This window comes from Chitinophaga sp. (assembly GCF_036566945.1).
GTDB lineage: Bacteria > Bacteroidota > Bacteroidia > Chitinophagales > Chitinophagaceae > Chitinophaga.
The window spans coordinates 1-14,124 of sequence record NZ_DATCVJ010000787.1; the positions used below are offsets into that span (position 1 = coordinate 1).

At 46.7% G+C, this 14,124-nt stretch carries 12 protein-coding genes; 1 reads left to right on the top strand and 11 read right to left on the bottom strand.

Annotated features, from left to right (window positions below):
- From VIP81_RS23700 to VIP81_RS23720, 5 genes are all read right to left on the bottom strand, one after another.
- A partial coding sequence (locus VIP81_RS23700; protein WP_331967204.1) for a SusC/RagA family TonB-linked outer membrane protein occupies positions 1–1,481 on the bottom strand: 1,481 nt, incomplete at its 3' end.
- A gap of 326 nt (positions 1,482–1,807) precedes the next feature.
- On the bottom strand, positions 1,808–2,797 hold the full coding sequence (locus VIP81_RS23705) for a FecR family protein (protein ID WP_331967206.1): 990 nt from the start codon (positions 2,795–2,797) through the stop codon (positions 1,808–1,810).
- A gap of 100 nt (positions 2,798–2,897) precedes the next feature.
- A complete protein-coding gene (locus tag VIP81_RS23710) occupies positions 2,898–3,482 on the bottom strand; it encodes an RNA polymerase sigma-70 factor (protein WP_331967208.1) in 585 nt (194 codons plus the stop codon).
- Between the two features lie 105 nt (positions 3,483–3,587).
- Positions 3,588–4,109, bottom strand: a complete 522-nt coding sequence (locus tag VIP81_RS23715) for a cupin domain-containing protein (protein WP_331967210.1) — start codon at positions 4,107–4,109, stop codon at positions 3,588–3,590.
- A gap of 32 nt (positions 4,110–4,141) precedes the next feature.
- Positions 4,142–4,747, bottom strand: coding sequence for a DUF1444 family protein (locus VIP81_RS23720; protein ID WP_331967212.1), 606 nt, complete (start codon positions 4,745–4,747; stop codon positions 4,142–4,144).
- A gap of 228 nt (positions 4,748–4,975) precedes the next feature.
- Between VIP81_RS23720 and VIP81_RS23725 the strand changes: the two genes are divergently transcribed.
- The gene (locus VIP81_RS23725; protein WP_331967214.1) at positions 4,976–6,412 is read left to right on the top strand and encodes an AAA family ATPase; all 1,437 of its coding nucleotides are present in this window, start codon (positions 4,976–4,978) and stop codon (positions 6,410–6,412) included.
- Positions 6,413–6,438: 26 nt separating this feature from the next.
- Here the strand turns inward: VIP81_RS23725 and VIP81_RS23730 are convergent, their stop codons facing one another.
- The 6 genes from VIP81_RS23730 to VIP81_RS23755 form a co-directional block, all read right to left on the bottom strand.
- The gene (locus VIP81_RS23730; RefSeq protein WP_331967216.1) at positions 6,439–7,299 is read right to left on the bottom strand and encodes an alpha/beta hydrolase; all 861 of its coding nucleotides are present in this window, start codon (positions 7,297–7,299) and stop codon (positions 6,439–6,441) included.
- A 4-nt stretch (positions 7,300–7,303) separates the two neighbouring features.
- Positions 7,304–7,792: an SRPBCC domain-containing protein gene (locus VIP81_RS23735; RefSeq protein ID WP_331967219.1), complete on the bottom strand. Its 489-nt coding sequence runs from the start codon at positions 7,790–7,792 to the stop codon at positions 7,304–7,306.
- A gap of 4 nt (positions 7,793–7,796) precedes the next feature.
- Positions 7,797–8,177 carry a metalloregulator ArsR/SmtB family transcription factor gene (locus VIP81_RS23740; protein ID WP_331967221.1) on the bottom strand — a complete coding sequence of 127 codons (381 nt, stop codon included), beginning with the start codon at positions 8,175–8,177 and terminating at the stop codon, positions 7,797–7,799.
- Between the two features lie 172 nt (positions 8,178–8,349).
- Positions 8,350–9,516: a mannonate dehydratase gene (gene uxuA / locus VIP81_RS23745; RefSeq protein ID WP_331967223.1), complete on the bottom strand. Its 1,167-nt coding sequence runs from the start codon at positions 9,514–9,516 to the stop codon at positions 8,350–8,352.
- 51 nt (positions 9,517–9,567) lie between these two features.
- A complete protein-coding gene (gene galB / locus VIP81_RS23750) occupies positions 9,568–12,318 on the bottom strand; it encodes a beta-galactosidase GalB (protein ID WP_331967225.1) in 2,751 nt (916 codons plus the stop codon).
- 29 nt (positions 12,319–12,347) lie between these two features.
- Complete coding sequence (locus VIP81_RS23755) at positions 12,348–14,036, bottom strand: RagB/SusD family nutrient uptake outer membrane protein (protein WP_331967227.1); 1,689 nt, start codon at positions 14,034–14,036, stop codon at positions 12,348–12,350.
- Positions 14,037–14,124 lie beyond the last annotated feature (88 nt).

Here is a 14,124-nt window from a genome sequence, read left to right on the forward strand (position 1 = left end):
CCATTAACGCCTAATTCAAGTTTCGTTGTTTTGGTAATATTAGCATCTACATTCGTGGTGAAATTATACCGGTCCAGTTTTATATCTGAATTATACGATTGTACATGATCACGTTTCAGCAAACCTACTTCGGAATAATAACCGGCGGAAATATAATAGGTGGCAAACTCAGAGCCGCCGCGTACATTCATGTTGGCCCTTCTGCTTTGTCCAAATTTATTAAACAGCACGTTGAACCAGTCTACATTGGGATAGAGATCAGGATCTTCCCCGGACACATGTTGTTGAATGCGCTCATCTGAATAAAGTGGCGTTCTTCCTCTCATCTCCAATCCTTCATTATACAATTTCATGAAGATGGGGGCATCCACAAACTTAGGCAGCTGTGTGAATTTAGTGATCGCCTGGTTCAGTTCCACATTGATTTGCGGCTTTCCGGGTTTACCTGCTTTGGTATTTACCAGGATCACGCCGTTGGCGCCACGGGTACCGTATACGGCGGTGGCGGAGGCATCTTTCAATATGGTAAAACTGCCGATATCTTCCGGGTCCAGATCATCGATACTACGGTCTGGTACGCCGTCTACGATCACGAGTGGGCCACGGGGACTGGAGCCAAAAGTAGAAACCCCACGGATCCATATGTCGGAGCCGTCGTAGCCCGGTTCACCGCTTCTTTGTACGGCTACCACACCTGCCAGTCGACCGCCCAGCGCGTTCGTAAGACTTCTTACCGGCAACTTCAGTTCTTCCGGTTTGATGGTGGACTGTGCACCTACGAGGCTGATTTTCTTTTGTGCACCAAATCCTACTACCACTACTTCATTCAGTCCACCTTCCTTTGCCAGCATCTCTACGTTGATGTCTACTTTATTTCTGACGGTTACCTGTTGGGACTGATAGCCGATATAGGAAAATTCGAGTATGTCGGTAGGTTCCACGTCCAGTTCATAGTAACCTTTCTCGTTGGTAGTGGTGCCTGTTGGCGTTCCCAGTATTTTCACGGTAACGCCTACCAATGCGGCGCCCAGTTTATCTTTTACCGTACCGGATACTTTTAACTTTACGGCAGGTTTACGTACAGCCGGCGCCGTATGTTCTGCGGGCGTAATCACATATTGTGAAGCCCCCATTGGATTCAGGGCAAGACTATGCCCCTGCAATGTTTTTTGTAAAAATGGTATCACCTGTTCGGCATCCATTTTTAATATTTTATCAGGTAGAAAAATATCTTTCGCATATTTTTCGTTGAGTGCAATCCTGAGCTGATACTTTGTATAAATTTTTTCCAGGGCATCCTTCAGCGGTATCATCTGCGTTCTGCCCGCATTGGGAGAGCCGCTTCTGCTGCGTTCCTGGTTAGTTTGTTCCTGGATGCCGGCGATTGCATCCTGCGCATGCAACGACGAAGTCATCGCACTCAGTACAAGGCACAGGCCAGCCGTTCCCTTCAGGCAATGCCGTAGAGATCCAAATTTCATAACGGAAAAATTTTGGTTAAAGACTACATATTTGATTTAAACATTGGTTCATTAAAATGGTACAGATACCATTGCGTTACGCGTCATCATTGTTATAAAATGTCACTGTTGTTGTTATATGGTTGTATTCAATTCGTAGATGAGTACCTGGTTGATAAGGTAGTCAGTCTTAGGCGGAGTACATGATAAATATATCACTTATTGTGGCATATCAATCCATCATGCCTGTTTCAACAGACCGCAACATAAAGGCTTTTCATACAGTAAAAATTCAGCTTAAATAATCACTTACCGACGGTTGACGATACATCGTTTTTAAATCATACTTATTTTGGTTGAATAATGATCCGGTTTCCCTCTTTTCGGACGTCAGCCTCCAGCATGGCTCCCAGCGCCACACATAAACTTTCTTCGTCTGTTATCAGCACACGTCCGCTGATGCGGGTATCCCGGAATTTTTGTGGTTGTAATAGGTCTACTTCATATCCGTAGTTTACGCGCAATAATTCTTTTATTTCTGCTACTGAGGTGTTCTCAAATTTATAATCTCCATCTTTCCATGCAGCATAGAGTTGAGGGTTGATATGATCCATATGGATTTGCTTGTCCACGACTATTCCCCTTTCTCCCGGATGCAGCAACATTTCCTGATCAAAGGAGCTTGCTTTAATGAGACCGGTATTTACGATGACTGTGGTACGGCGTTTATCATCATTTACGGTGAAGGAAGTCCCCAGTACTGTGACGGTCATATCTGGCGCATGTACGATGAATGGCGTTGCTGCTTTCTTCACTACTTCAAAATAAGCACCGCCTTCCAGCCATATTTCCCGGCTGCCGGCTTCTTTTACATCCCGCATTTTTAAGGAGCCTCCCGGCTTTACCCATATCCGGGTGCTGTCTGGCAGCAGCACTGTTTGTACCGACGCTTTTTTCGATACCAGCACCACCAGTGGCGCTAACCGGGAACCGGCATGCATGAACAGGTATGTCCCCGCTCCTCCCGCCAGGATAAGTACCAGGATGGCCGCGGCATACTTCAGCCAGCCCAACTTTTTCACCGACGCTGAAGGCTGATCTCCCGTTGATAATCTTGCAGCTATCTGCCGCCAGCTTTGATCGGCATCTGCTGCGGTGATTTTTGCCGCCAGCTGCTGGTCCAGGATGTCTTTCACCTGAAAATACAGCGCCTGATGATCAGGAGAATCCTTTAGCCAGGCCGCTACCATGGCTGCTTCTTCCGGACTTGCCTGTCCGTCAATAAACTTTATTAAAATCGTATATTCCAATTCGTTCGTATTAAAGTGTAGTGACATCTCATTTATTAGACGGCAAGGAGATCATTTCTACGTATCCCTTTTTAAAATTTTTTTTAGAAAGAAGAAAGATGGGTAAAAAAGGGGCTATGGGCTACACTCAAATAATAGAGAACAGGTAATGTACTCTCCGGACCATTCCTCTTAGCTGTTTAATGGCCTTATATAATTGTGTTTCTACAGTACGGGAAGAGATGCCCATGGCGGCAGAGATTTCACCGGTTTTAAGCCCTTGCTGATAGCGGAGCTTCACCACTTCCCGGCATTTGGGAGGTAGCTCTTCTATGGCCTGCCATACGCTGGCCTCGAGATTGTCCTGCTCCAGCAGGCTTTGCCGGGGACCATCCGGATTAAAATAATCCAGCTCAGCTTCCGTCAGCGCCGGTAAAGCTGCATTCACATAACGCTGATGCACGGTCTGATGCCGGATGTAATCCAAACAGCTGTTGTGAATACAACGAAACAGGTAACTTTTGATATTAGTGGTAATATGCAGGGAGGCACGTTTCCGGTGTACTTGTACAAAAACGTCCTGCACTATATCTTCGGCGGCTTCACGTAACACATACTTACAGGCGTAGGCCAGGAGAACTGCGTAGCACTCTTTAAATACCAGCTCAAGATCGGCTGCCTCTTGCTGGAATAACGTGGTGGCATGATGCCCTTCGTCTACAGGCTCCCCCATGGCTTGACTAAAGTGTTTTAAAACAATTCTTCCAAGATAATGATAATAAAATTAATATGCAATACAGTTGGTCATCCCTTCGTGGGTGAAACGAAGACGACTCCATCATTCCTCCTTTTTAACCGACGTCGTAAAATAATCAGGTGGATACATTTGCTGTCCATACTTTTCAAAAAGCGCCAGCACCTTTTTCTTCATGGCTTCATCCATTACCGGCGGTGGCAAAAATTCACCGTTTGCCACCGGCACGCCCAACTCCAGGAACATTTCTTCCAGGCCGGAAGGCACCACTACACAAAGCAGTTTTGCCAGCGCATTGGATTTATTTTTGAAACCATGTACCATACCGCCCTTAGGAATAACAATATAGGCGCCTTCCACAGCGGTATAAATACCTTCTTCCGACTGTACCTCTACCTCACCTTCTATTACATAGAAAGATTCCTGAAAATCGGGGTGTGCATGAGGCCCCGGTCCACCGCCCGGCGGCACCGACATTTCAATAGTCGCAAATTCACCACCGGTTTGTTTTCCGGAGATAAGCATCCGATAGTTGCCACCCGCTACGGAAACACTTTGTCCCTCATGAGCGCCTAGCGTGATCACTGATTGTTTTACCGTTGCCATATGAATGAGTTGAATTTGTTATTAGAGCTTTGTCATAGCACACTCCAGTCTCCCACTTCCTTATGATATTTAAACAGCGTTTTTGTCAATGCCTTTTCTGCGGTAGCAAACAATGCTGCTGCGCTTTCCTTCATTTTAAATATCCCTGCTTCATCGCTTTCCGGCGAAAATAACAGCAGGTCTTTAGCAGGAATAGTCACCACGAGGTTATCATTTAATTCAGCGGCCAGCTGCTTCCATAAACCAGGCAAACAAATAGCGCCAGCTTCATGATTGCCTCCTGCCACCAGACCATAAAAGCCAAGATGACTTTTATGTAACTCAAACGCCACCTCCTTACTTAAATTGATGACTGCCATCTGATGCAGCTGTTCATCTGTAAAGCCTTCCGGCAAATCCTGCCGCTGCAAAACCCGGAAATAATTCCCTGCATCTTCCGCATAAAGGATGTGCAGATTGCCGAGCCAGGGGCGGCTAACCGGCGCGTCTCCATCGGTGAGTTTCAGGCTAGCTCCGTCTCCTTCCGGTAAGCTAACTTTTACCCAGGGGAAAATTTTTGATGCATACTCATGAAAAGAAGCGACGGGGGGATCGTCAGCTGGTTTTGTGCGTGCGAAAAACTTTTTAAAAAATGCCATGGGATAAAAATAGGGGATATCTGCGAATTGTCCGTCACCGGGTTATTTTAGTTAAAAAAGTGATGGATAAGCGTCACTTTTAATGAGAAGCATAGGCCGAAAATTCAGGAGTTGTGGCTGCGGATCCATTTGGATCGGCAGCCATAACTATGTATATTTGTATAGTTGTGGCTGCGGATAAGTTTGGATCGGCAGCCATAACTATACAAATATTAAACGCACCCATCAATGGAAAAGCTGATTGGCAGGGAAGATGAGAAAAAAATACTGCAAGAAGCATTGGCTTCTGATGAGGCAGAACTGGTTGCCGTATACGGAAGGAGAAGAGTTGGAAAAACCTTTCTGATCCGGCAGGTTTATGGTAAACAGCTCATTTGTGAATTTTCTGGAGTACACAACGCTACTGTCCAGCAACAGCTGGAGAATTTTCGTAACAGTATTGCAATTGCACTCGACTCTCCTGTACTGCCTGCGATTCCGAAAACATGGACAGAGGCGTTTCTGCTGTTAATAAAATATGCGGCGCCATTGTTAGAAAAAAGGAAGGCCGTCATCTTTTTTGACGAATTTCCCTGGCTGAGTTCTCATAAATCAGGATTCTTATCCGCTTTTGAATATTTCTGGAATTCATGGGGATCAAAACAATCAGGTTTGGTAGTGGCTATTTGTGGTTCTGCCGCGTCCTGGATGATTCAGAAAATTGTAAATAATAAAGGAGGGCTACATAACCGGATTACAAAAAAAATCCGGCTGTTACCTTTTACCCTCTGTGAAACATCCGCTTATCTACAAAGTAAAACTGTGAATCTGGATCACTATCAGACCTTACAGCTATACATGGCACTTGGCGGCATACCACATTATTTAAAGGAGATCAGAAAAGGAGAAAGTGCTACTCAGGCGATAGACCGGCTATGCTTCACCAAAGACGGTTTACTGGTAGGTGAATTCGGCAACCTCTATAACTCATTATTTGAGGTGGCTGACCGCCATATTGCCGTCGTAAAAGCACTGGCGGCCAGACCATCTGGTTTAACAAGAAAAGAGATCATTGACGTATGTCACCTACAGACTGGCGGTACAACTACCAAACTACTTGATGAGTTAATGCAGTCAGCTTTTGTAAGTCTATATGTGCCGTTTCAGAAAAACGTAAGAGACGGTGTATATAAACTAGCCGATGAATACAGCTTATTCTATCTCAAATTTATAGAGCACTCCAGGGCAACAGGGCAAGGAACCTGGGTAAAGCGATCAGCATCGCAATCCTGGAAAAGCTGGAGTGGCAGTGCCTTTGAAAGTATTTGTCTGAAACATACTGACCAGATTAAACATGCATTAGGCATTTCAGGCACCTATACCGAAGAATCTACCTGGAGAGCAACACCTGGAAAAAATGAAAAAGGGGCACAGATAGATCTACTGTTAGACAGGCAGGATACCTGTATCAACATCTGTGAGATGAAATTTTCGAATACCATGTTCACGATTGATAAATCTTACGCCACTGAATTGGAAAATAAGCTGCAAATTTTTCGGGAAAGAACCGACACAAAGAAAACTTTATTCCTGACCATGATAACGACTTACGGTACCAAAGACAATGTATATAAAACAGGATTGGTTCAGAACGAAATAACCATGAAGGATTTATTTAAGCGATAGCTCCTTGTGCCATACTACAAATCCCCTCACTTATCCAGAAACCTTTCCAACATCGGAACTACATAATCCGCTTCTCTACTGCCCGTTTTCAATGTGGTAATCTCCCCAATATACTCCCCATGCCCGCCCGGGATGATGGCCAATTCCGAGTTGACCAGCTGTTTATGCATTTCTATCGCATGCGCTGGTAGTATAATGTCTTTGTCGCCGATGATAATAAGCGCCGGTACTTTTATAGCTGTTATCTGTTCATCCGGTATGTCCTTAAAATTCACCATCCTCCTGGCATCTTTATCGTGCATTGCCTGCAAGCCATTGGGATCGGGCGCCACTTGTACATAAGCTACTTTGAGCTCTTCCGGCATGTTGGATAACTTTGCCTGTTTCATAAAGTCCCAGAAGAATGCAGGCATGCCACTGCGCTTGCAGAGTGCAGAACCCAAAATAATTTTATCGACTATTTCCGGGTGACGAATCGCTATTTGCACCGTGGTGGTGCCGCCGTTGCTAAAACCAAAAAAATCCGCTTTGTCGATATGCAGATTTTTTAACAGCGTGGCCACGTCGTCTGCGTCCTGTTCGAAGGATTCGTCCTTTGCTCTGTCGCTGGTTCTGCCATGCGCCTGCAATTCCACCGCTATTACTTTTCGGTGCGCAGCCAGCGCCGGGATGACCCGGCCAAAGGTGGTTTGAATGGTAGAACCGCCGCCATGAAGCAATACGAGCGGCTTGCCTTCTCCATAAATTTCATAATACATTTTAATGCCGTTTACGTCCGAGTACCCTTTTTTAATTGGCAGGGAATCCTTAGCGGTGGTGTTAACAGCGAAGGCGATATGGTAAGATGATAATATCAGCACCGCCACACATACAATGATCTTTTTCATGCGATTAATTTTGATGGAGCACTGTTTGCATTTTGTTCAGCATTTGCAACCAGCTTGGGTATGCGCCTGTTTTGGTAGCGAGTTGCTGGGAAACGGTTTGTCGTAACTGCAGTTTTGTTTTTCCGTTTTCTTCTGAGAGCATCACGGTGACAAGCGTTTCTCCCGGCCAATCCGGGTCCATGCCAATGTCAACGGGATTTATCGGATCACCGTTTTCATCTGCATTGATGAGGGTAAACACAATGCGGGTATTGGGTTTTACTTCTTTATACTCGCCGATGCACCAACAATCGCCGTAGGCAGGATTAGAAATACAGGAGTGGAATTGACCACCTGTTTCAATCTCCAGTTTTTTGAAATAAATAGTGCAGCCATCCGGTGCATACCATTGCATTAATTTTTCCGGATCTGTCCATGCACTGAAAACGCTTTCGATACTGGCGTTAAAGGTTTCTTCTATAAAAACTTCATTGCTATTGACACGGTTTTCCATGTTGTTATTTTTTTGGTTTATGGATATTTTTAGTCTTTTTCTTGTTGTCTGTATTTGCCTGCCTGGGCTGCAATGCTTCCTGTTCCACAAAATTTTTGAGTGCATGTAATCTTCCTGTCCACAATTTGTGATATTGTGCCACCCATTCATGTACTTCGTTTAACTTTTCCAGTTTCGCTTCACATAAGCGTTCCCGGCCCAGTTGTTTTATGTTCAGCAGGCCGCATTCAGCAAGGATTTTAAGGTGTAGGGAAATGGCCTGCCGGCTCACATCAAATTGCTCGGCAATCGTGTTTACATTAACAGGTTTCTGGGCAATCATACCTATTATTGCCCGTCTTGTTGGGTCGGCTATTGCCTGAAAGACATCTCTGCGCGCATCCATATTATGCAATCATTTACTTGCAAATATATGCGCAAGTATTTAATTGCGCAATTTTTTCTTTATTTTTTTTAGGGAGACGGATTTTTAAGGGCTGCCAATGTGAAGCAGCCCTCCGCACGATGCCCGCTACGGGATGGGGTTCCGCGGGCAGTTCAGGTTAGCAGGAGACGCATCACAAGGCAGCGGAAAGTCCGATCTGCAGCCCTCTCAGTTCTGCCAGCCCTTTTAGTCTTCCTATACAGGAATAACCGGGATAAGTCGTTTTATCCAGGTCATCCAGCATCTGATGACCATGATCTGGTCTTAGTGGCAAAGCAATATCCTTGCGTTTCATCAACAATAATAATTCACGTACGATCGCCACCATATCGGCATCGCCATTTAAGTGATCTGCTTCGAAAAAGTTGCCGTATTCATCCCGCCGGGTATTACGCAAGTGCACAAAATGGATGTGTGCACCCAGTCGTTGAATGATGCCGGTCAGATCATTACCGGGACGTACGCCCAGCGATCCTGTACAGTAACATAGTCCGTTTGCCGGTGAAGGCACGGCCTGCACAATGTCCAGCAAATCCTGCTCTGAACTTACAATGCGGGGCAGTCCCAATACCGGATAAGGAGGATCATCCGGATGTATGGCCATCTTTAGCCCGAGTGCTGCTGCCACCGGGATTACTTCTCCCAAAAAATAAAATAAATGTGCTCTTAACTTTTCCGCATCCATATTTTGATAGGTGTCCAGTGCCGCCAGAATTTCATCCGGCGTAAAACGCCCCGTACTTCCAGGTAAACCCAGCAAAGCATTTTGGAACACCCGGTCTTTTTGCGCGGCCGTATGCGTGTACATCCACTGCTCTGCAGTGGCTAGTTCAGTCGCGGAATAATCTGCCGCGGCGTCTTTTCTTTTTAGCAGAAACACATCAAACGCCACAAAGGCCGCCCGTTCATAATAAAGGGCTTTGCTCCCGTTGGGCAGGGTATAACTGATATCCGTGCGTACCCAATCCAGCACCGGCATAAAGTTGTAGGTAACCACCTTTATTCCGCAGGCAGCCAGGTTGTGCAGACTCTCCTTGTAGTGTTCAATATGCGCCAGGTAATCACCGCATTGCCGCTTGATGTCATCGCTTACGGGCAAACTCTCTACCACCGTCCAGCTCATGCCTTCGGCCTCAATCAGCGACTTACGCTCCTGGATAGCTGCTACCGGCCACACCGCTCCCACCGGAATCTGATGCAATGCCGTTACAACGCCGGTACAACCACATTGGCGAATATCTCTTAAACTAACTTTATCATGCGGCCCAAACCAGCGCATGGTTTCCTGCATTAATATCATGATCTTGTTTTGTTAAAATGAATACAACCTATTACCTGCACCGCCATGATGCTATCGCGCGTTTAAAACAACTTCCGCCGATGTTAAACCGGCAGAGCTGGCCCTCACTTTAATAGCTCCTGTTTTCCCTTTTACGGCACGAACCATCACCATGGCGAGTCCGTTAAATGCGTTTCTTTCTTTCGATGGGAACGCTTCCAGATCTGCGGGATTTCCATTATCGGTGGCGACGATTTCTCCCGGCCCGGAAATTTCAAAAAGAATCCGGTTGTGGCCCCGCGGCACTACCCTCCCGCTACTGTCGAGAATCCGGAGCGTAATAAACGAAAGATCTTTTCCATCTGTTTGTATATCCCGCCGGTCGGGAATCAGTTGCAACTGAGCAGCTTCCCCGGTGGTACACACCGTATCGGTAGCCCATAGCGCGCCGTTTTTCCAGGTGACCACACGCAGTACGCCCGGTGCATACACCACGCTGTCCCAGCGGAAACGATATTCATACAAACCCTTTTTCTTTCTTCCCAATGATACCTCATTCAGGAATAACTCCGCCTCATCTCCGGAGGTAAACACGTGTACCGGCGTAATAGCTCCCACCCGCTCCGGCCAGGTCCAATGCGGAAGAATATGCGCCATTTTATAGTCTGGCCGCCACCGCGATTGATACAAATAAAAGCGATCTTTTTTAAACCCGGCCAAATCAATGATGCCCGAATAGGAACTACGCGCCGAATAATAGGGCGTCGGCTCACCGAGATAATCAAAACCTGACCATACAAATTCACCCGCTACATAAGGGTACTTATCCTGGGACGCAAATACTTTATCCGGCGAAGCGCCAAATGCCGCCGTATAAAGCTCATACGCGCTCACCTGTTGTTCCAGGCCACTACCCCCTGCGCCTTCCATTACAGGAGCGCTTATCCCGTTAAAAACGGGAAACAAATACGTTCCACGGGTACTCAATGCCGAAGCTGTTTCACTGCTCACGATCAGCTTATCCGAAAACCACTGTTGAAATGCCGGATACAAGGGCGAAGTCCTGATCCCCTGCAAAGACTGATAGGCAGGGGCATCCCGTATACCTTCTCCCTGATAATTCAAACTCAATATATCCATCACCTGCGGGAAAGGCATATCAGGCTTTGCATAGTTCATGGAAGCAGTGGCAGGCCGCGTGCTATCTTCTTCTTTCACGATATGATATAATTTCCGGGCGATGGCCGCGCCATCTGCTGCCGTATACTGCTCTCCTACCTCGTTGCCAAAACTCCAGGCCACCACAGACGGATGATTTCTATCTCTTCTTATAAAAGCCCTGGTATCCGCTTCATACCAGTCCGGAAAAATCAGGTGAAAATCCAACGGCGTTTTCTTTCTTTCCCAGTTATCAAATATTTCATCTATCACCAGGAAACCCATACGATCCGTTAAGTCCAGCAGCTCCGGTGCCGGTGGATTATGCGCCAGCCGAATAGCATTACATCCCAGCTCCCGGAGTATTTCCAATTGTCTTTCTGCTGCACGCACATTAAATGCAGCGCCTAATGCCCCCAGATCGTGATGTTGATTCACTCCCTGAATACGCACCGGTTCACCGTTTACCAGCAAACCTTTTACGGCATCGAATGTCAATGCGCGAATACCGAAGGTTGTCTGGTATTCATCCGTAATTTTCCCGTTGGAGATCACCTGCGTAACGGCTACATACAGTTGCGGTTGTTGTGCAGGTGGCGGCCCCCACAACAAGGGATGTGGTAATGTAATACGCTGCTCTGCTTTATAACCTGCACCCGCTTTTATCGTCGCGGTGGCCACCGGGAAAGTGGCTACTTTTTTTCCGCTGGTGTAGATGTCAGTCACTAGCTCCACACGTTGCGCTTTGTCCGATTTATTATCTACCTGCACCGTCATGTTCACCTTTGCCGAAGCTGCCGTTACATCTGCGGTAGTAACATAGGTTCCCCATTGTGCCACCTGCACCGGGTTTACTTTCGTGAGCCATACATTCCGGTAAATGCCTCCACCGGGATACCAGCGGGCCGAATTCGGGGGATTGTCCAATCGTATCGCCAGTTGATTATCTTCACCGGGGTGAATATACGGCGTCAGATCCAGGCGAAAAGAATTGTAACCATAAGGCCAGCCGCCCACCAAATGTCCATTCAGCCAAACCATGGCGTAAGACATGGCGCCGTCTATATCCAGGTAAATAAATCGTCCCTTGTCTGTTTCGGGGATCGATAATTTTCTACGATACCAGGCCACTCCCTGCACCGGGAGTCTGCCCATGCCCCCACCCACGATGGCATTAGCTTCGGTATAAAACGGTCCTTTGATAGCCCAGTCGTGCGGCAGCTGCACCGACTCCCATCCCCGATCGTCGAAACTATTTTGTACAAAAGGGAAATCAGCGCCCGGATTACCTTCCGGGCGCTGATGATGTTGGGTAGGGTCTCGTATAAAATCGTTTCCCGAAGGTAAAATCCATCGCTTTAATACGCCATCTGACATCTGCGCCGCCACCGGGGCCGTTGGCCTGGAATCGGCTACCACATTATCGTTCAGATCGGTCACCACAGGGCGCACATCATATATGAATGGATCCGGCACGGAATTATACCTGAAAAATTTCCATCCCTCATTAATGCTGATTCGTTCTCTGCTGCTGTTAATTTCAGGAGATGTATAACGCTTTGTATGCTCTGTTAAACGGGCATTTTTACAACTGCTTCCTGCCCATGAGGCGCCCAATAAAATATAAATAACGCTACGAAACACCCGCCGTAAACTAACTGACATGTACCTACGATTTATTTACTTAAAACAATCTAGTTATAACCCGGATTCTGCTCCAGCACCGCAGTTCTGTTGCGTTCAATTTCGCCCTGAGGAATAGCCCAGAGATTAAAACGAGGCTCCATATTCACGCCATAAAAAGGATTGTATGCCTTTACCCTATCGTATAATTTACCTAAGCGCATCAGCGTGAGCATACGTTTTTCTTCTATCCCCAACTCTCTTAATCTCTCATCCAGGATATAATCAATGTTCACTTCTCCTGCCAGTACCGGCGTTGCATTCGCCCTGGCACGCACCACATTGATATCATCCGCTGCAGGGCCGGTTTGTCCCAGGCCCAGATAACCTTCTGCCCGGAGCAAATAAGTTTCGGCCAGCCGGAAAAGATACTGGTCGGCGTAGGTGCCGCCAGCCGTAGCTTTCAGCTCATACTTTTTGATGGGATCAGTAGACCCCGGATTAACATATAAGGAAACCGGATGATTAAACGGCGTGGTGGCCTTTGACTGATACGGATAAAAAACCCTGGAAGGGAAAGTGATATTGGCGCCCGCCGGTGGATTTTCAGTAGAAATTTTCTGTCCGAAAAATGGACTGCCCGGATTGGTGGCCACCACCTCTCTCACGAAATTATGATTCGCATTTCTGATGTCATTATTAAAATCATTTTTCCATACTTCCTCTGCAAAATGTACAGAGGGTTGTAAAAACCCTACACCTCTTCCACCGGTATAATCGCCCACCGGCCATTGAAACAATGCTACGCCATTCACCCGCATATCGCGGTACAACGGCACATGTACCCGCTCCATCTGATAATTCCCCGCCTGCGCAGTAGACACCGCAGATCCGCCCTGCACATCTGTTTCCAGCTGAATCACCCAGATCCCCTCTGTGTTGCCGGCGCTTTTTCTATTTTGATTTTTTGACTGAAACAAATCCCAGTATACGTCACCGGGTGTAATGGTAGACCGCGAACCAAACCTGTTTTTCATCAAATCAGTGGCCGGATCATCAATGACTACGGAGGCTGCATTCACGGCATTCTGGAATTGTCCATCTGCCAGATACACTTCTGACAGCAGATGCTGCGCCGCCAGGTTGGATATTTCACCATCTTTCACGATCGTAATTCCCGGCAGGTTAGCCGCTGCAAATTTCAGGTCTTCAATGACCTGTGTTAAGACTGCTTTTTTGGTAGCCCTCACAAAGTCTGTCTTCTCCCCTACAATTTCCTCCAGCACCAACGGCACACCGCCATATAAATACGCCAGCGTTCTATACCCAAAGGCCCTGAAAAACCTTGCTCGGGCCTCAAACAGCACTTTATTGGCGGCCGATAATTCGGAAGTGGGCAGGCGGTTAATCACGGTATTAGACTCGGCTACAATTTTATAAAGCTGACTCCAGTGGTTATTGGTCAGCGTTCCGCTGGGACCAAAATCGGCCGCAAGATTAGGATTGCTGCCTACAGACACTTCCACTCCCAAATCAGTTCTGTACAGGTATTGCATGGGCTGCCAGTCGCTGGAAGTATAAAACTCCGTCCTCACCAGTCCATACAGATTATTGACAGATGCATCAAAATCTGCCGTTGTTTTAAATGCGTTGGAGGTGCTGAGAAACGACAGCGCCTTTTCATCCAGGAAATCATTTTTACAGGAAAATCCGAATGAATAAAGCATTAATAAAAGTGATATCCGAAACCATGTTTTCATATAAATATTTTTACAACGTAGTTTTTAATAAACGATGCTCAGCCCTACTGTAAATCCTCTCAGCACTGGTCTTCCGCCAATGATCAAC